The sequence below is a fragment of the Maribellus comscasis genome, from assembly GCF_009762775.1.
Taxonomy (GTDB): Bacteria; Bacteroidota; Bacteroidia; order Bacteroidales; family Prolixibacteraceae; genus Draconibacterium; species Draconibacterium comscasis.
The window spans coordinates 3,141,810-3,160,273 of record NZ_CP046401.1 but is presented as its reverse complement, the minus strand read 5'-3'; the positions used below and the strand labels follow the sequence as shown (position 1 = coordinate 3,160,273).

The following is an 18,464-nucleotide window of genomic DNA, read 5'->3' as shown; positions in this document are numbered from 1 at the left end:
CTTTGGAAAACGATCCAGATAAGGATGAAGTTCTAAATGTTGTATATAAAATTTGGGATTTTTAAAATGATTGTTCTTCTGCTGAAGAAGCTAAAAAAATATTAACTGCTGAAACTATCGATGTTATTAAACTTGTAATTGACTGATTTTAATAGACATTGAATTCTGTTATTACCAGAGAAGATGCATTTATTAATCGTGTTATATCAATGCAACACAGCAACTACAGGACAACATCGAAGCATTATATCGATAGAAAAGACATTGCAACACAGATGGTAAAAAGTGGTTTTCGTGTATTTGAAAAATCAAAATAGGAAGTGTAAAAAAAGACATCACAACTCTGTAATGTCTTGATTATTAAGTGGGTCGTGGCAGATTCGAACTGCCGACCCCATGCCTGTCAAGCATGTATTCTAAACCAACTGAACTAACGACCCTTGTATGCCTTCAAAAATAATAAAAATACGTTATCGTAAAACAGCTATCTAAAAATGCCTTTCGTGTATTTGAAAAAATCAAAAAGGGCACTCCAGTCATAAAAAAAGACACGATATCACTGTAATATCTTGATTATCTTTACAATATATGCTATATCAAACTAAAGGCTCCTACCCTGTCAAGGTAATGCTCTAAACCAACTGAGCTAACAACCCGTACCACAAAAATATAAAAACAAGTTCATTTCTTTTAAGAATATGAACTTGTTTCTATAATTAAATAAAGAATTTTAAAATAAATAACACCGCCAAAACCAGCATTACGATTGAAATATCTTTAAATTTGCCCGTCAATATTTTTATCAGAATATAACTCAACATCCCAAAAACAATACCTTCTGCAATACTGTAAGTGAGTGGCATAAAAATAATAGTAATAAAAGCCGGAATGGATTCGGTGTAGTTATCAAAATCGATGTTCAGAATTGGTGACATCATAAAGAAACCTACCAATACAAGTGCAGGAGCAGTTGCTGCTGCAGGAACCATCGTAAACAGGGGAGCAAAAAACAACGCAACCAAAAACAATGCTGCTGTTGTAAGTGAAGTTAGACCGGTTTTTCCACCTTCAGCAACACCTGATGCGCTCTCTACATACGTAGTAACTGTACTCGTGCCCAACATGGCTCCAAAGGTTGTTCCGATAGAATCTGCAAAAAGTGCCTGTTTTACTCTCGGAACTTTTCCGTCTTTGTCAAGCATCCCCGCCTTTGAGGAAACGCCAACCAACGTTCCAACAGTGTCAAACATATCCACAAAAAGAAATGTAAACAACACAATTAACATATCTGTTGTGAAAATATTTGAAAAATCCATTTTAAAAAGGATTGGAGACAACGACGGTGGAGTATCAATCAAATGACCTTCCGGGAAATGTGTCACTCCAAAAGGAATTCCTGCTATAGTTGCTGCAAAAATACCAATTAAAAGAGCACCTTTCACTTTCAAAACCAACAGAACTGCGGTTAACAAGACACCTCCCAATGCAATTAAAACTGCAGGAGAGCCCATATTGCCAAGTCCAACTAAAGTAGCATCGTTATTAACAATTATACCCGCATTTTGCAATCCAATAAAAGCAATAAACAAACCGATACCTGCAGAAACCGCATGTTTCAGCGAGATAGGAATGGCATTTACAATCAATTCGCGAATATTAAACGCGGTAAGGACTAAAAATATAATTCCTTCGAGGAAAACAGCAGTAAGAGCAAATTGCCAGCTATACCCCATTCCAAGCACTACGGTAAACGCAAAAAAAGCATTTAATCCCATGCCAGGAGCAAGTGCAAACGGCAAACGAGCCACCAAAGCCATTACCAGTGTAGCCACTAAAGCAGAAAGTGCAGTAGCGGTAAAAAGGGCATTTTTGTCCATCCCTGTTGCACTAAGAATATCAGGGTTAACGGCCAAAATATAAGCCATAGTCATAAAAGTGGTTATCCCCGCAAGAATCTCGGTTTTAGCACTTGTCCCGTTTTCTTTTAATTTGAAAAATTTTTCAAACATGATTTATACTTTTAAAATGTATATTTTACTGCCAGTGTCGGCTTCACAGCAAATTCATCACCAACGAAGTTATTGCTAAGTTCGATTTCCGTACCAACCGAGAAATTTTTACATGGGTTATACCACAGTTGCGGTTCGGTTAAGAAACGGAAATCGGTATCAGCTTCACCGTTAAATGTCCAGTCCATTCCTTCTTTCCAGAAATCCGCAAAACCGGTGAAAGTTAATTTACCTTCTGCCATTTGTACGGTCCACACAGCTGTTAACTGAAAAGCTGCATCTTCTTTATTCTTGATGTACTTGTAGTTGGCCTGCAAGGTTAAAATTTTAGAGAAATCAGCCGAAGCCCAGGTACGTTCCACACCTGCCAGCCAGCAATTTTCAATAGGAATCCAAACTCCACCGCCAACACTCATTGTTCCGCCATTGTATTCAACACGTGGCATAAATTTCTGAGTTTCGTTCCACTTAAAAGCACGTGCAATTTCCCAGTACCCCAGGGAAATACCATTGTCGATACCACTCTGGTCCGAACCGTAATCCATGTCAACAAAAAAGAATGTTGATCCATACTTATCGGGACGAAACATTTCAACTGTTGAAGTCAGCATTTTGCGGCCTTCGCCGAAATCGTAATGCAATTGTAGGTTTTGAGCTTTTACTGCGACTATCAGTCCAATAAATGCAACGGTAAAAATTAGTTTTTTCATTCTTTTTGATAAATAGATTTGCCTCGCAAAAATATACAATTTGCCCAACTGGCAAAACCATAAAATTATCTTTCCTCTTTTTTAAATTCAGTCTAATTCATTAAATTACATCCGTTTTAAACCAACTACAATGAAAAATATCAACAGGAGAAGTTTTATTCAGACCGGAGCCAAAGGAGTTGCCGGAGCCATGGCCTTGTCGGGCGGGTTGGCAAATCTAAGTTTTGTCCCGGCGGGAACTGCAACCATTGACCAAGTTGATTTGGGAAGAACGGGATTAAAAGTACCCCGGTTAGCATTTGGAACCGGCTCATTTGGATGGAAAAAAACTTCAAATCAAAAAAAATTGGGTGAAGATGCATTTGTCACTTTAGCCAAACATGGATACGACAGAGGTGTAAGGTTTTTTGAAACTGCCGACATGTATGGCACACATGAATTTGTTGGCAAAGCCTTAAAGAAAGTACCGCGCGAGAACGTAACTGTTCTTTCAAAAATAATGGTATACCAGCATCAGGACTGGTACACTCCTGAGCCATTTCAAAAAAGTATTGACCGATTCAGAAAAGAACTCGATACCGATTATATCGACATCTTGCTGTTGCATTGTATGGTAAATAGCGAGTGGCCCAATGAATACAAACGTTACATGGACGATTTCTCTGAAGCAAAAGAAAAAGGAATCGTTAAACGGATTGGCTTGTCGTGTCACGATTACGGGGCGCTAAAAGTTGCGGCAGAAAGTGATTGGGCCGATGTTGTGCAAGCCCGAATCAATCATAATGGTGCCCGGATGGACGGAACTCCCGGGGAAATTATGGAAATTTTGAATACAGCTCAGAATAACGGTAAAGGTGTAGTTGGAATGAAAATATTTGGGTGTGGAGAATTGGTTGAAGAAGCCGAACGCGAGAAGTCGCTAAAATACGTACTAAAAAGCAACAATGTGGATTGTATGACTATCGGTTTTGAAAGCATAGAACAAATGGACGATACAATCGAACGCATTTCAAGAATAATACATTCATAAATAATTCAAATAAAAACCCCGGTCAGGACGACCGGGGCAATATTGTTTTCGAAATAGGGAAGATAATAACAAAAACAAGGGTCTTATATATTTAAATTCTCCAACAGCCTAAAAAGTAACCCGGGATAGAAACTTTTTTTTAAACATTTTTATCAACAGCCCTGTTTAAAAAATCATTAAAAGGATATAAAACCCTAAAAGACTGGACTATATAATCAACAAAAGAATCACTCAATAATAATTTCGTATCAAAATTTGTTGAAAAGACATAGGATTTATATTTCAAAAGCCCGATGTATTTATGATCTTTTGGAAAACCTTTAGGAGCAGTTTTTAATTTGTGATCATACATCTCAGGGTAGATTTTTTTAAATTCCTTATCCTCAATAATATCCAAAAATTCCTGTGCATTTTCAGCAACGTAATTCCGGATTGCCCGTAACGGTTCGGCCTGAGGCATATATACCCCACCGCCAACAAAACTACCTTTAGGTTCAATATGAAAATAATAACCGGGCCAATCTCCTTTACGCCCACCTTTTGAAATAAAACTGCCAAAGTTGGTTTTGTATGGTCTTTTATCGTTTGAAAAACGAACGTCGCGAAAAATTCTGAACATACAATCTTTGGGACTCAGCATGGGGATTTCAGGGTCAAATTTTCGTATCTCGTTAATCAAAACTTCAGTCATAAAAAGCATCTTATCGCGGCTTTCTTCATAGCTTCCGCGATTTTCATTAAACCACTCACGATTATTATTCCTGGACAGATCTTCAAGATAGTTTAGAATTTTTTTCATTGGTAAATTGAATTTAAATTACTTTTACAACAAACATCTTGTTTGATTGATTAGTAAACTTAAAAAATAACAATCGAATTCTGAACATTACAAAAATTATATTTGCGCGGTTTTTTTATAAAAACTGAGAATTAGATTGTATTGAAACATAAAATCAAAAAAATGAAAAAGGTTGCCTTAATTGTGGCAGGAGGACGTGGAAAAAGAATGAACAGTAATGTTCCCAAACAATTTGAAATCCTGCAGGGTAAACCCGTATTAATCCATACTTTCCAGGCCTTTTTAACCTATGATTCAAACATAACTTTTGTACTTGTGTTACCAAAAATCCAATTCAGCCACTGGGAGACATTATGCCAAAAACACAACTTTAACATAAAACATGAACTTGCAGCAGGTGGTGAAACCCGTTTTCATTCGGTACAAAACGGGCTCAAACTGGTTTCCGATGATTCTATTGTTTTTATTCACGATGGCGTGCGTCCTCTGGTTTCGTCTGTAACCATTGAAAACTGCTACCAAACAGCTTTGCAAAAAGGAAATGCATTACCTGTAATTCCGGTCGTCGAATCGGTAAGAAAAGTTGAAAATGACCAAAATATGGCCGTTAACCGCTCAAAATATTTTCTGGTACAAACACCGCAAACCTTTCAGGCTGAAAAAATTAAAACAGCATATAAAGAATCAAAAACCACCAATTTTACAGATGATTCATCGGCTCTGGAGAGTGCAGGTGAAAAAATACACCTGGTGGAAGGTAACCGTGAAAATATAAAAATTACCTACCCGCAGGATTTAATCATCGCCAGCGCATTTTTAAAAAATCGAAACCAATAAATCGGATTGTATTCTAAAAACTTCGCTTTCCGTAACAAAAAAATCGCTGTTGGTTACCTCTATTTCGCCATTTACCGATTCAAACTGTGAAAACTTTTTTTGTACTCCTAGTTTTGAACTGAAAACAATGTTCAGGCTATTTCAACATTTCAGTTGTCAAATTGTTAAAAATACAAACTATGTAAACGAAATGTACTAAAAAAGTTTCCTGAGTTTATGTTGATTTATAAAGCCATGGAAGAAAAAAAATTACACATATTAAAAAACGTCGGAAATCTCTACTTAAAATTTGGAATCAGGGGAGTAACAATGGATGATGTTGCCACCGAATTTGGGATTTCAAAAAAAACACTTTACCAATATTTTAAAGACAAAGAAGACCTCGTTGCACAGGTTATCGATTATTATCTCAAAAATCCGGTTTTTAAACTCAACAGCGAAGACTCCGGGAATTCAATCGACCGCTATTTTGCACTCAGGAGACATGTGGCCAAAATGATTAAACATTTTAACAATAATCTTGAATATGAACTCAAAAAAACATATCCCGAGTTATTTAAAAAGGTTCATAAGTTTAAACGGGAACGTGTATATAATGACACCATAGAAATACTCCAGGATGGAATTAACGACGGTTTGTTCCGGTCTGAGATTGACTCGGATGTTGTTGCAAAGTTACAGGTAGGAAGAATTCTATGCACATTGAATCCGGAAAATCAGTTTTTCACCGACGAAGAAGTCTCAACCCTGGAACTTTTTGACAAAATGATGGATTATCACATTCATGCCATTTGCACCGAAAAAGGAATAAAATACTACAGAAAACAATTAAACAAAACAAAGGATGAAGAAAACAACTAAATTATTACTCAAACTATTTGCATTTCTTCTGGTTTCCTCTTCGCTCGCAGCCCAAACTCAACAGGGCTCATTTTCGTTGGAAGAGGCCCAGCAATATGCGATGGAGAACTCGTATGTTTTGCATAACACAAGGCAAGACATAACAAAAGCCCAAAAAGAGGTTTGGAAAACCATTACCATTGGATTGCCTCAGGTTTCGGGAAATTTTGATTACACAAAAAATGTTAAAGTCCCTGTACAACCATTTCCGGTCTCCATTATTCCAAAAGAATATTGGCCCGACTTAGGGATTCCTGACGACACACCGGCCGACGGATTATTCCCGCTTTCTTTTTCACCTAAATATAATTCCAATTTTGGAGTTACAGTCTCACAGCTCATTTTTGACGGTTCCTACATTGTGGGGGTTGGTTCTTCGCAAATTTATCTGAACCTTGCCAAACAGGCTCACGAAAAAACCGAGATTGACATTCGGGACGCGGTTGCCCAGGCCTACTATATGGTTTTGATCGGCTTGGAAAACAAAAAAGTAATGGAAGAAAATCTGGAAAATACCAAAAAGTTGTACACCGAAACAAAAGCATACTATGATAATGGTTTTCGAGAAGAACAAGATGTTGACCAGATGCAACTTATGGTTAAAAATGCCGAAAACGAAATTTTAAAAGCTGACCGTGAAATTACGGTTGCCAAAGTGGTTTTAAAATACACCATGGGCTACGATATGGAACAGGAAGTTGAACTTACCGATGATGTGAGAAAATTTCTCAATCCGATTCTGGCAAGTCGCAACGGCAATGGTTTTGATATTTCCGGCCACATTGATTACAAACTGGCGAATACAAATTACCAGGTATCAGAAAAGTTGCTAAAACTTGAAAAAGCAGCTTATCTGCCTACTCTAAGTGGCTTCTACAGTTATTCAAAAATGACTTTTGGGAATAATGCAAATGTGTTTAGCTCAGATGTTTCATGGTTTCCTTCTTCTATGTTGGGACTTCAACTTTCCGTTCCGATTTTTAATTCGGGACAGAAAATGTTTAAGGTTCAACAGGCAAAAATTGATTTGGATAAAGCGGCAACCGAACGTCGTTTGGCCGAAATGACACTTCAAAAAGACTATTTAACTGCCAAAGCCGACATGGAATCAGCAGTGGAGAAACTGGAAAATGACATTGAAAACCGTGATTTGGCAGAAAAAATTCTGGACAAATCAAAAATAAAATTCAACAATGGAATTACAAGCAGCACCGAATTGTCGCAAATAGAAACACAATACATTCAATCACATGGCGCATACATCAGTTCCACTCTGCAAGTACTCCAGGCCGACCTGAAATTGAAAAAAGCAATCGGAAAACTATAACAAAACAAATCAGAAACAATAAAAACAACAATAATGAAAAAGATAGTAATAAGTTTATTTGCAGTAGCACTACTGGCATCATGCAGCAGCACTACTGATGATGTTGAAGCAAAACGTCAGGAACTGCAAAAATACAAGCAACAGCAGCACGAGCTGTCTCAAAAAATTGAAGTGCTTGAAAAAGAACTCGCTTCAGCTGAAGAAGAGGAAGTAATAAAAGTTGAGGTGGCTGAACTTTCACAAAGAGAATTTGAACATTTTATTGAAGTTAACGGAAATGTTGAAGCGGAATATGATATAAATGTCAGCCCTGAATCAGTGGGCGTAATCGAAGCTGTTTATGTAAAAGAAGGCCAACATGTTTCAAAAGGAGAATTACTGGCTAAACTAAAAACAGAAACTCTTCAGCGCTCAATCGATCAACTGAATGTGCAGCTTGAATTAGCCACTACCAATTACAAGCGCCAAAAAAATCTTTGGGATCAAAATATTGGCTCCGAAATGCAGTATTTGCAAGCAAAAACAAATATGGAAAGTTTGCAAAAACAAATTGAGGGACTTGAATCGCAGATTGAAATGTCGGAAGTAAAATCGCCGGTTGACGGAGTAGTTGACGAAGTATTTCAGGAAAAAGGTGATATTGGAAGTCCGCAGGCACCATTTGCAAAAGTAGTTAACATCAACAATGTAAAAATTTATGCCGATATCTCTGAAGCTTACCTCACCAAAGTAAAAACCGGTGACAAGGTAAAAGTATTTTTCCCTGCAATCGACAAGGAAATTGAAACGCCAATCAGGCAAATCGGAAACGTTATAGATCCAAACAGCCGTACTTTCCGGTTACGTTTGGATGTAAACAATTCAAACAAACAAATAAAGCCGAATCTTCGCGCCGTAATTAAAATTCGCGATTATGTTGCCGAAAACGCCATTGTTGTGCCCACGCTTTTTGTAAAAGAAGATTTTAGTGGTGAATATACCTACATCGCTGAAAACAACGCTGGAAAAGATATCGCAAAAAAGGTGTATGTAAGTACCGGTGTAACCAATAATAATATGACTGAAGTAGTTTCGGGGCTGGAACCCGGAATGAAAATCATATCCGAAGGTTACAATCAAATTATGGATGGTTCGGTAATCAAATACTAAACCAAATTAAAAACCATTAACATTATTTCAAATGGTTAAGGAAAAAGAATCAAACATTCAAAATATTCAGCGCAAGTTTAAACCAACCTATCTTGCCCTGAAGAATAAAACTACAGTATACATTTTTACTGCGCTGCTCGTATTTTTTGGGATGTTTTCATACAACCAAATGCCGCGAGAAGCAATGCCCGAAATTGTAGTTCCCTATATTTTTGTTCAAACAATCTACCCGGGAAACTCACCCGAAGACATTGAAAACCTGATTACCAGGCCTATTGAGCAGGAATTGAAAGGGATGAAAGGAATCAAAGACGTTACATCTGCATCGTACCAGGATGTTAGTACCATTTTTATTGAATTCAATACCGATGTTACCATAAAACAGGCATTACAGGATACCAAAGATCGTGTCGACAAATCAAAATCGGAATTGCCCGATGATCTGGACTCCGATCCGCTCGTCACAGATTTTGATCTCTCGGAGTTTCCGATTATGAACGTGAATATCTCCGGTGATTTCAGCATGCGGGATCTTAAAAAATATGCTGAAGTTCTGCAGGACGAATTTGAAAGCTTTAAGGAAATATCAGAAGTAAATATCCGCGGTATTGAAGAAAGAGAAATCCAGATTAATGTAGATCCCTATAAGCTGGATGCCGTTGGTTTATCATTCGACGATATTGCACTTGCAATACAATTTGAAAACCTAACAATGGGAGCCGGCGAATTTACTGCCGATCAAACCCGACGCATCATCCGGACAGAAGGGGATTATAAAAATGTTGAACAGATAGCGAATACAATTATCAAGGTAAACTCCGGTAAACCTGTTTACATCCGCGACATCGCAACCGTGGTTGATGGTTACAAGGAACGTTCGACAATTGCCCGCTTGAATGACAAACCGGTAGTTACACTTTCGGTTACAAAAAAATCGGGAGAAAATATTCTTGATGCTTCTGAAAAAGTACTCGCTTCCATCGACGAACAAAAGGAAATGGGTTACGTTCCCAAAAACCTTGATGTTGTTGTTACCGACGAGTTAACAACCTATATTGAAGATACCATCTCGAACCTTGAAAACAGCATTATTCTGGGAATGATATTGGTTACATTTATTCTCTTCCTTTTTCTTGGATTCAGAAATGCTCTATTTTCCGGATTGGCAATTCCGCTCTCGATGTTTTTGTCGTTTGTTATTCTGCAGCAGACGGGAATCACGCTCAACTCAATGGTTTTGTATTCGCTAATTCTTGCCCTTGGAATGCTTGTAGATAATGCTATTGTTGTGGTTGAAAACGTGTACCGCCTGCATACGATTGGTTATTCCAAAATGGCAGCAACCAAAAAGGGAGTCAGCGAAATCGCATTCCCGATTATTTCATCTACAATGACAACTCTTGCTGCATTTTTCCCTTTACTTATGTGGGAAGGAGTTGTTGGTGAATTTATGAGTATTTTGCCCAAAACGCTGATTGTGGTGTTGGCCTCATCGCTTTTTGTTGCATTGATACTGAACCCGCCATTTATCGCCAATTTTATAAAAATTGATGATATAAGCAGAAAAGCAAATGTAAAACGTGGATTAAAAAATGCCGGTATTCTAACGATAATTGCAATACCATTTTATTTGGCAAAAATTTACTTATTAGGAAATATCCTCATCACCATTGCCGCACTTACGGCTTTGAATATCGTGGCATTCCGCCCACTTGCACGCTGGTTTCAGAAGAAATTTCTGGTATGGCTGGAAAATATTTATACCCGCCAATTGCGACATGCACTCACCGGCTACTGGCCTCTGGTTTATTTTGGAGGCACCATCATTCTTCTTATTTTTTCCATGGGGTTTTATTTTGGAAGTCAGCCACGAGTTGTATTTTTCCCTGACACCGATCCGCAAACCGTTTATGTAACCATGGAACTTCCGATTGGAACATCGATTGAAAAAACAGACGAAGTTTCCAGAGAAGTTGAAGATATCGTAAAAGAAACGCTGAAACCGGTGGAGCACGTCGTAAAATCGGTTACTACAAATGTTGGTGTTGGCAAGGGCGGAATGTTTGAAAATGAATCAAGTCCAAACAAATCGCTGACATCCATTTCGTTTGTTGAGTATAAACTACGCGACGGGCTAAGTACCAGTAAAATCATGCAGGAAATTTCCAAAAACCTGGATGGATTTGTAGGTGCCCGCATTTATGTTGAAAAAGAAGAAGAAGGTCCACCAACAGGAAGCCCAATAAATATTGATGTTTCGGGAGATGAATTTGACGAACTCATTCGAATAACCGACGATTTTGTCAACATGATTGAAGATGACGATATTCCGGGAATTGACGAGCTAAAACTGAATATCAACGTTAACCAGCCCGAAATGCTGATAAAAGTTGACCGCGAAAAAGCTCGTTTATATGAAGTTTCAACACAGGAGATTGGGATGGCCTTCCGTAACGCTTTGTATGGATATGAAGCAAGCAAGTTTAAAGATGGTGAAGATGAATACGATATCTTTATTCGTCTTGAAGAACAATACAGGAATGATGTTTCAACATTAATGAACCAGAAAATACAGGTAAACGACCATAGTATTCCAATTTCTGCGGTTGCTGATTTCGAGTACTCAACCACCTATGACAAAATCAGCCGGATTGACAATAAACGCGTTATTACAATTTCATCCGGTGTTGTTGAAGGTTTTAATGCAAATGAAATCAACGAGCGGATAAGACAGGTTTTACTGGAATACGAAATGCCTAACGGTTACAGTTATGAGTTTACCGGGGAACAGCAGGAGCAGGCTGAGAGTATGGAATTCCTTGAATTCGCATTATTAATTGCAGTGGCTCTTATTATGATTATCATGGTAACACAATTCAATTCCTTTATCAGGCCGGCGATTATAATTGCTACCGTAATTTTCAGCACGATTGGAGTTTTCCTCGGGCTTGGAATTTTCAAAATGGAATTTGTTGTAATTATGACGGGAATTGGGATTATCTCGTTGGCAGGAATTGTTGTTAATAATGGGATTGTACTTATCGACTACATCGATATTACGCGGCAGCGTAAACGAGACGAGATGGGCTTACCTGAGGGAGCTTTCCTGCCTGTTAAAGAGGAAGTTGCCGCTTTGGTTGAAGCAGGAAAAACACGTCTGCGTCCGGTTTTGTTAACTGCAATAACCACAGTTCTTGGACTACTGCCTTTGGCAATCGGGTTGAACTTCGACTTTTTCAGATTATACACACACTTCGACCCGCAATTGACGCTCGGAGGTGAAAGCGTCGCTTTCTGGGGGCCAATGTCCTGGACAGTAATTTTCGGATTAACATTCGCAACATTTCTTACATTGCTGGTTTCGCCGGTAATGTATATGCTAACCATCCGAATTAATTACCGGATTAAAAAATGGACCGGAAATCTTCCAAAGGCAAACAAAATGCAACAACCGACAGAATAATACAAATTAATATACAAAAAAGAGGAGGGCAAAAACCCTCCTCTTTTTTTATAATACTTTATTACCGACTTAATTCATATTAATCACTGTTCCGGGCATAAAGTAGGCAGCATAAGCTGTTTGAGACTCCAAAGCCTCAATTGCTTTTTTAATGCCCTTATCATCGTTAATCGCAGCGCGAATCGAACCTTTTTGGTAATAATAACGAGAAACAATTTCATCTTCTATCAACTCCTTAATTTCATCGCTAAATTCACGTAAATCTTTATCAAGATTGGGTTCCAGTTTTGCCTGTAGCGCTGCAAATTCTTTTTCAGCAAGTTTATAGTATTTTTCATCTTTTGCCGATTTCGTTAACTCTTCCAGAAGCTCTTTTGATTCCGAGTCGTATTCAAAATCATTTTCTTCAACAAAATTTTCAAACTGCTGATAAATATCTTCATTAACTACAAAGTCTTCCGGCCCTGCAATTGACTCGTTCTCACTTGAATATTTAGTAGCAAAATCAAACACCATAAAGTTGGTTATCAGAGCAATGCTCAGGTTGCTTAACTCCTCCGGTTCAATTTTCAAATCGGGGACCACACCTCCACCATCATAAACTTTTCGTCCTTTTTTAGTAGTAAACTCAGAAATTAAAGAATCAGGAATATGTCCTACACTCCCATCCTCATTTCTGTGAGAATAATCAAGAGCCTGAATACAGCGGCCACTCGGAATATAATATTTGGCAGTAGTAACTTTTAATTTGGTATTGTAACTCAAATCACGGGTTGTTTGAACCAGTCCTTTTCCAAAAGTACGTGTTCCAACAATTATTCCCCGATCCAAATCCTGGATTGCTCCGGCTACGATCTCTGATGCCGAAGCTGAATTACGATTAACCAAAACAGCAATATTTATGGTAGTGTCGAGCGGTGCTTCCGTTGCTTTATAAACTTTATCCCACTGCTTTACCTTTCCCCTTGTACTTACAATTTCTTCTCCCTGGGGAACAAACATATTTACAATTCTCACTGCTTCCATAAGAAGTCCGCCCGGATTTGATCGCAAATCAAGAATAAGCGATTCCGGTTTATTCTTTTTTAATTCGAGAAAAGCATTTTTTACGTCCTTTCCACAATTGGCAGTGAAATTGGAAAGACGAATGTATGCGGTACTCTCATCCAGCATACCATAATACGGAACTGCATCTATACTAATCTTTTCACGAACGATATCAACTTCAAAAGGTTTCTTTTCGTACGGACGCTGAATTTTTATTTTTACCGGCTTATTTGCAGGTCCTTTCAACAGGTTGCTTACATCCTCTGTATTCATTTCCTCTGTTGATTTTCCTTCAACTTCAAGTATGATGTCTCCGGCTCTTAGTCCTGATTTTTGTGCTGGAAAATCTTCGTACGGCTCCGAAATAATAATTTTCCCGCTTTGTTTCCCGATTAAGGCTCCAATACCGGCATATTCACCTGTCGTCATAAAACGAAAGTCCTCAATCTGGTCTTCTGAAATATAATTTGTATAAGGATCCAACGACATTAACATATCGTCGATGCTTTCCTTTACCAGTTTATTTGGACTAATTTCATCCACATAAAACATGTTCAGCTCTCTGAAAAGAGTGTGGTAAATATCCAGGTTTTTAGCAATCTCAAAATTCTTCTGATCCTGGGTGAAACTAAAGAAGCCTACCCCTATTACAGCAACGATGGCTGTTCCTATCCAAAATTTTCTCCAATTCATCTCTTTCTTTTTTTGTTCTGAATATTTAAAATCCAGAAATTCACAACAATAATTCGTCAAAAATAAAAAAACTTACCTGATATCCGTCGTCAAATGCCCGATTCCATTACGTTAAAATAAATTAAAACCAGCAATTTAAAATATAACATTGCTCAAAAAATTATGTTTCGGGTTAACGAAAGTTAAAACCTGATTTCTATTAAACCATAAGTTGTAATTGTTGTCAAAAACAACAGAAAACAGAACAATTGATTATTTATTTAAATGATGAAGTTATGAAAACTAAAGTTTTAGGATTATTTATGATTGTTGCAATGTTTCTTGCAGCTAATGTTTCAGCACAAAATCCACAGCAGAAAAATGATTTTCGCAAATGGGATAGAGAGCGCATCGATCGCGACATCAATCCGCGAGGTGAACACCAAAGTTTTTTTACAGATGAACAAAAAGAAACTTTAAAAGAAATGCGTTTGGAAATGGCAAAACAGGTAAAACCGCTCAGAAACGAACTCGGAGAACTCGAAGCCAGGCAACAAACGTTAAGTACAGTTGAAAAGCCGGATATGAATGCCATTTATAAAAACATTGAAAAAATTTCGGATATAAAAGCTGAGATAGCTAAAATTATGGCAAAACACAACCAGGAAGTCCGGGGCATGCTCTCCGATGAACAATTACTAAAATATGATGAAATGAAAAAAAGACAACTGGACTATCATCATGATTTTGGAAAAAGAAACTGGATGGATAGAATGGACAGGAAACGGTTTGAAAAATCATAATACTTATTCGTTAAACACTTCAGGAGCCGGTAATATTACCGGCTTTTTTATTCTTGGTTTACCGGCAAAAACCATACTTTCAACGAAAAAACTTGTAAGCTTCTCGTCATCTGGTGTACATTAGTATCTCATTTCAACTAAGTCAAACAATTAAACAGAAAAATATGAGATCAAAGATTTTCCTCTCGTTAATAGTCATCTTTACCGCTTCATTTTTTTCGTCGTGTACTTTTATGGGGCCTTCAATAAAAGGAAACGGAAATGTGGTTGAAGAAACCCGGGATGTTGGTTCTTTTGACGAAATAAAGGCACGCCGGGGAATGAATGTGTACATTACTCAAGGCAGTACAGAAAAAGTGGTTGTTAAAGCCGATGACAATCTGCTTGATGCTATTGAAACAAAAATTGAAGCAAATACACTTGTTGTATCGATAAATAAGAATATCAGAAGTTCAACCTCGTTAAAGGTTTTTGTAACTGTTTCCGAAATAAATGCAATTACATCTACTGCCGGAAGCAATGTTTATTCTGAAAACACGATTAAAGCAAAAAGTCTGGAACTGTCTACATCTGCAGGAAGCAACATGAAATTAGATGTGGACACGCGAAAACTGAAAGTCTCTGCATCTGCCGGTTCGAATATAAAACTGGAAGGACGCAGTGAATTATTTGCCGGAAAAGCTTCCGCCGGCTCGAACATTAAAGCCGGAGATTTAACCGTTGACGATTGTGAAGCGCGCGCTGGTAGCGGTGCAAATATCTGGATTGATGTCAGGGAAAAACTGGACGGACGCGCCAGCAGCGGAGGCAACGTTTTTTATTCAGGAAACCCAAAATCCATAAATACAGATAGTTCTTCAGGTGGGAATGTCAGAAAAAATTAGCCTTAAGTGTAACTTCCATTATTTTAACACGTCCTTTTAAAAATCATGCTAATACAAAAAAATATGAAAACAATTCAAAAGCTTGCCATCCTTATTTTTGTTGCTGCCATTGGAATAAATGCTTCAGTTTATGCCGGGAATAGTGACGAAACCGAAAACAGAAAAGTAAAAAATTTTAACGCAATAAAGGTTTCAACAGGAATTGACCTTTATATTACAATGGGTAACAGCGAAGAAGTTAAAGTTGTTGCCGACGACGATATTATTGACGAACTGATAACAGAAGTAAAAGGCGATGTCCTTCATATCTATATGAAACGCAATAACAACTGGTTTAACTGGGGAGGTAGAAACGAAACCAAAAAAGCCTACGTAACAGTAAAAGAATTAAATGGGATTGATGCTTCTTCAGGATCGGATGTTAAATCGGAAAACACTTTAAAAGGTGAAAATATCAATATTGAAGCCAGCAGTGGAAGTGATGTGGATTTGGATTTGGTTTACAAAAATGTAAAACTGGATACAAGCAGCGGATCGGATGCAAAACTAACAGGGAAAGCAAAAACTTTTGAAGCAGAAGCAAGTAGCGGCAGCGACATTTCTGCACGTGGTCTCGAAACAGCAATTTGCAGAGTTCGTGTTAGCAGCGGCTCAGATGCCGATGTAACGGTAAGCGAAGAATTGTATGCAAAAGCAAGCAGCGGAGGCGATGTTCGTTATTTTGGAAACCCTAAAATAAAAGACACTGATGAATCAAGCGGTGGCGATGTCAGCCAGAGATAACTCAATAAGAATATTCAAAATTAAGGCGGAGTTTCCCGCCTTTTTTTGTATCCTTTCAATCCTAATAAAAGTTAAATTTGCAGGTTAAAACAGAATTCTTTCAATTATTTACTAAAATTGCATTGATGGACATATTGACAATATTATACATTTTCAATTTTATACGAACGCTGTTTGTAATTGCAATTATCTATTTTGTAATTCGTATCATTTCGCGTTATGTTTTACCCTTGCTAATTGACAAAGGCGTAAAAAATATGCAGCAAAAAATGCAGGAGCAACAACGGCAAAACCAGCGTTCAACCAAACGTGAGGGAGAGGTCACTATCGAAAAAAACAGACGACAAAATAAAAATTTCGATCAGGACGATGGTGAATATATTGACTTTGAAGAAGTAGAATAATTGTTCCAAAGCGAAATTCTAACCCAATCTTTTTTCGCGGCAATCAATTATATTATATTTTTGTCGTTCAATTTGAAAATCGAATAATAAATGGCACAGGAAGATATTTTCAAGAAACTGGTTGCACACTGCAAAGAATACGGTTATGTATTTCAATCTAGCGAAATTTACGACGGGCTTGGCGCAGTTTACGACTACGGCCAATATGGCGTTGAACTAAAAAACAACATTAAAAAATATTGGTGGGACAGCATGGTTCTGCTACACGAAAATGTAGTTGGTCTTGATTCCGCAATTTTTATGCACCCAACCATTTGGAAAGCTTCCGGTCACGTGGACGCGTTTAACGATCCGTTAATCGACAACAAAGATTCGAAAAAACGCTACCGTGCAGATGTTTTAATTGAAGAACAACTGGCGAAATTCGAGGCCAAAATGGATAAAGAAGTGGCCAAGGCGAAAAAACGTTTTGGTGATTCTTTTGATGAAAAACAATTCCGTGAAACCAATCCGCGGGTTTTGGCCAACCAAAAAAAATACGACGAACTTCATGCTCGTTTTGCAAAAGCATTAAACGATAATAACCTGGAAGAGCTGAAACAAATCATTATCGACCAGGAAATTGTTTGTCCTGTTTCAGGAACACGAAACTGGACCGATGTTCGTCAGTTTAACCTGATGTTTGCCACTGAAATGGGCTCAACTGCCGACGGTGCTTTGAAAGTTTATCTTCGCCCGGAAACAGCGCAGGGAATTTTTGTGAATTACCTGAATGTTCAGAAAACCGGACGTATGAAAATTCCGTTTGGAATTGCTCAAATTGGTAAAGCTTTCCGTAACGAAATTGTTGCACGCCAGTTTATTTTCAGAATGCGTGAGTTCGAACAAATGGAAATGCAATTTTTTGTGCGTCCTGGCACTGAACTCGACTGGTTTGAAAAATGGAAAGAAACACGTATTAACTGGCACCGCGCGCTTGGTTTTGGTGATGAAAATTACCGTTTTCATGAACATGAAAAACTGGCTCATTACGCCAATGCCGCTGTAGATGTGGAATACAAATTTCCATTCGGATTTAAAGAAGTTGAAGGAATTCACTCGCGCACCGATTTCGACCTTTCACAACACGAAAAATATTCAGGCAAAAAAATCAGATATTTCGATCCGGAATTAAATGAATCATACGTGCCGTTTGTTGTGGAAACTTCGATTGGTGTTGACCGCATGTTTTTACAGGTAATTTCAGCATCGTATTGTGAAGAACAATTGGAAAAAGATTCACGTGTAGTTCTGAAAATTCCGCCGGTATTAGCTCCGGTAAAGCTGGCTGTTTTGCCGTTAGTTAAAAAAGACGGGCTGCCGGAAAAAGCACGCGAAATTATTGATGATTTGAAATTTGATTTCAATTGCCAATACGACGAAAAAGATTCTATCGGAAAACGTTACCGTCGTCAGGATGCAATTGGAACACCGTTTTGTGTAACTGTCGATCATCAAACCACTCAGGATAATACAGTAACCATCCGTTACCGCGACACAATGGAACAAGAACGTGTTGCCATCAGCGAGATTGGAAAAATTATTGGCGAGCAGGTGAGCTACAAAAATTTATTTGCGAAAATTTAATTGACTTCAACCATAAGGGAA

General features: G+C 37.9%; 15 protein-coding genes and 1 tRNA gene. 11 read left to right on the top strand and 5 right to left on the bottom strand.

Going from position 1 to position 18,464, the window contains the following annotated elements:
- Positions 1–365 precede the first annotated feature (365 nt).
- The 3 genes from GM418_RS12600 to GM418_RS12590 form a co-directional block, all read right to left on the bottom strand.
- Positions 366–440 (bottom strand) — tRNA-Val (locus GM418_RS12600).
- 276 nt (positions 441–716) lie between these two features.
- Positions 717–2,009 (bottom strand): NCS2 family permease, encoded by a 1,293-nt coding sequence (locus GM418_RS12595; protein WP_158866712.1) that lies wholly within the window; start codon positions 2,007–2,009, stop codon positions 717–719.
- 11 nt (positions 2,010–2,020) lie between these two features.
- Complete coding sequence (locus tag GM418_RS12590; RefSeq protein ID WP_158866709.1) at positions 2,021–2,719, bottom strand: DUF5020 family protein; 699 nt, start codon at positions 2,717–2,719, stop codon at positions 2,021–2,023.
- Between the two features lie 130 nt (positions 2,720–2,849).
- Between GM418_RS12590 and GM418_RS12585 the strand changes: the two genes are divergently transcribed.
- A complete protein-coding gene (locus tag GM418_RS12585; protein WP_217447785.1) occupies positions 2,850–3,749 on the top strand; it encodes an aldo/keto reductase in 900 nt (299 codons plus the stop codon).
- 139 nt (positions 3,750–3,888) lie between these two features.
- On the opposite strand, the gene GM418_RS12580 is transcribed toward GM418_RS12585, so the two are convergent.
- On the bottom strand, positions 3,889–4,548 hold the full coding sequence (locus GM418_RS12580; protein WP_158866706.1) for a DUF2461 domain-containing protein: 660 nt from the start codon (positions 4,546–4,548) through the stop codon (positions 3,889–3,891).
- A 162-nt stretch (positions 4,549–4,710) separates the two neighbouring features.
- Here GM418_RS12580 and GM418_RS12575 point away from each other — a divergent pair, with 162 nt between their 5' ends.
- The 5 genes from GM418_RS12575 (at position 4,711) to GM418_RS12555 (ending at position 12,224) form a co-directional block, all read left to right on the top strand.
- On the top strand, positions 4,711–5,385 hold the full coding sequence (locus GM418_RS12575; protein WP_158866703.1) for a 2-C-methyl-D-erythritol 4-phosphate cytidylyltransferase: 675 nt from the start codon (positions 4,711–4,713) through the stop codon (positions 5,383–5,385).
- 216 nt (positions 5,386–5,601) lie between these two features.
- Entirely contained in the window at positions 5,602–6,246 is a 645-nt protein-coding gene (locus GM418_RS12570) for a TetR/AcrR family transcriptional regulator (RefSeq protein WP_158866699.1), read from the top strand.
- Complete coding sequence (locus tag GM418_RS12565; protein ID WP_158866696.1) at positions 6,230–7,612, top strand: TolC family protein; 1,383 nt, start codon at positions 6,230–6,232, stop codon at positions 7,610–7,612. The genes GM418_RS12570 and GM418_RS12565 overlap by 17 nt, the downstream gene beginning before the upstream one ends.
- A 33-nt stretch (positions 7,613–7,645) precedes the next feature.
- Positions 7,646–8,761: an efflux RND transporter periplasmic adaptor subunit gene (locus GM418_RS12560; RefSeq protein WP_158866693.1), complete on the top strand. Its 1,116-nt coding sequence runs from the start codon at positions 7,646–7,648 to the stop codon at positions 8,759–8,761.
- A 31-nt stretch (positions 8,762–8,792) separates the two neighbouring features.
- On the top strand, positions 8,793–12,224 hold the full coding sequence (locus GM418_RS12555; protein WP_158866690.1) for an efflux RND transporter permease subunit: 3,432 nt from the start codon (positions 8,793–8,795) through the stop codon (positions 12,222–12,224).
- A gap of 69 nt (positions 12,225–12,293) precedes the next feature.
- Here the strand turns inward: GM418_RS12555 and GM418_RS12550 are convergent, their stop codons facing one another.
- Complete coding sequence (locus GM418_RS12550; RefSeq protein ID WP_158866687.1) at positions 12,294–13,964, bottom strand: S41 family peptidase; 1,671 nt, start codon at positions 13,962–13,964, stop codon at positions 12,294–12,296.
- A 275-nt stretch (positions 13,965–14,239) separates the two neighbouring features.
- On the opposite strand from GM418_RS12550, the gene GM418_RS12545 reads away from it, so the two are divergent.
- From GM418_RS12545 to GM418_RS12525, 5 genes are all read left to right on the top strand, one after another.
- A complete protein-coding gene (locus GM418_RS12545) occupies positions 14,240–14,746 on the top strand; it encodes a Spy/CpxP family protein refolding chaperone (RefSeq protein WP_158866684.1) in 507 nt (168 codons plus the stop codon).
- Positions 14,747–14,910: 164 nt separating this feature from the next.
- On the top strand, positions 14,911–15,630 hold the full coding sequence (locus GM418_RS12540) for a head GIN domain-containing protein (protein WP_158866682.1): 720 nt from the start codon (positions 14,911–14,913) through the stop codon (positions 15,628–15,630).
- Positions 15,631–15,693: 63 nt separating this feature from the next.
- Complete coding sequence (locus tag GM418_RS12535; RefSeq protein WP_158866679.1) at positions 15,694–16,413, top strand: head GIN domain-containing protein; 720 nt, start codon at positions 15,694–15,696, stop codon at positions 16,411–16,413.
- Positions 16,414–16,538: 125 nt separating this feature from the next.
- Entirely contained in the window at positions 16,539–16,817 is a 279-nt protein-coding gene (locus GM418_RS12530; RefSeq protein ID WP_158866676.1) for a DUF4834 family protein, read from the top strand.
- A gap of 90 nt (positions 16,818–16,907) precedes the next feature.
- Positions 16,908–18,443, top strand: coding sequence for a glycine--tRNA ligase (locus tag GM418_RS12525; protein WP_158866674.1), 1,536 nt, complete (start codon positions 16,908–16,910; stop codon positions 18,441–18,443).
- Positions 18,444–18,464 lie beyond the last annotated feature (21 nt).

Coding starts and splice junctions, on each gene's coding strand:
- GM418_RS12540 (WP_158866682.1), top strand. CDS start 14,911: ATGAGATCAAAGATTTTCCTCTCGTTAATAGTCATCTTTACCGCTTCA.
- GM418_RS12545 (WP_158866684.1), top strand. CDS start 14,240: ATGAAAACTAAAGTTTTAGGATTATTTATGATTGTTGCAATGTTTCTT.
- GM418_RS12560 (WP_158866693.1), top strand. CDS start 7,646: ATGAAAAAGATAGTAATAAGTTTATTTGCAGTAGCACTACTGGCATCA.
- GM418_RS12565 (WP_158866696.1), top strand. CDS start 6,230: ATGAAGAAAACAACTAAATTATTACTCAAACTATTTGCATTTCTTCTG.
- GM418_RS12575 (WP_158866703.1), top strand. CDS start 4,711: ATGAAAAAGGTTGCCTTAATTGTGGCAGGAGGACGTGGAAAAAGAATG.
- GM418_RS12550 (WP_158866687.1), bottom strand. CDS start 13,964: ATGAATTGGAGAAAATTTTGGATAGGAACAGCCATCGTTGCTGTAATA.
- GM418_RS12555 (WP_158866690.1), top strand. CDS start 8,793: ATGGTTAAGGAAAAAGAATCAAACATTCAAAATATTCAGCGCAAGTTT.
- GM418_RS12525 (WP_158866674.1), top strand. CDS start 16,908: ATGGCACAGGAAGATATTTTCAAGAAACTGGTTGCACACTGCAAAGAA.
- GM418_RS12595 (WP_158866712.1), bottom strand. CDS start 2,009: ATGTTTGAAAAATTTTTCAAATTAAAAGAAAACGGGACAAGTGCTAAA.
- GM418_RS12530 (WP_158866676.1), top strand. CDS start 16,539: ATGGACATATTGACAATATTATACATTTTCAATTTTATACGAACGCTG.
- GM418_RS12570 (WP_158866699.1), top strand. CDS start 5,602: ATGTTGATTTATAAAGCCATGGAAGAAAAAAAATTACACATATTAAAA.
- GM418_RS12535 (WP_158866679.1), top strand. CDS start 15,694: ATGAAAACAATTCAAAAGCTTGCCATCCTTATTTTTGTTGCTGCCATT.
- GM418_RS12585 (WP_217447785.1), top strand. CDS start 2,850: ATGAAAAATATCAACAGGAGAAGTTTTATTCAGACCGGAGCCAAAGGA.
- GM418_RS12590 (WP_158866709.1), bottom strand. CDS start 2,719: ATGAAAAAACTAATTTTTACCGTTGCATTTATTGGACTGATAGTCGCA.
- GM418_RS12580 (WP_158866706.1), bottom strand. CDS start 4,548: ATGAAAAAAATTCTAAACTATCTTGAAGATCTGTCCAGGAATAATAAT.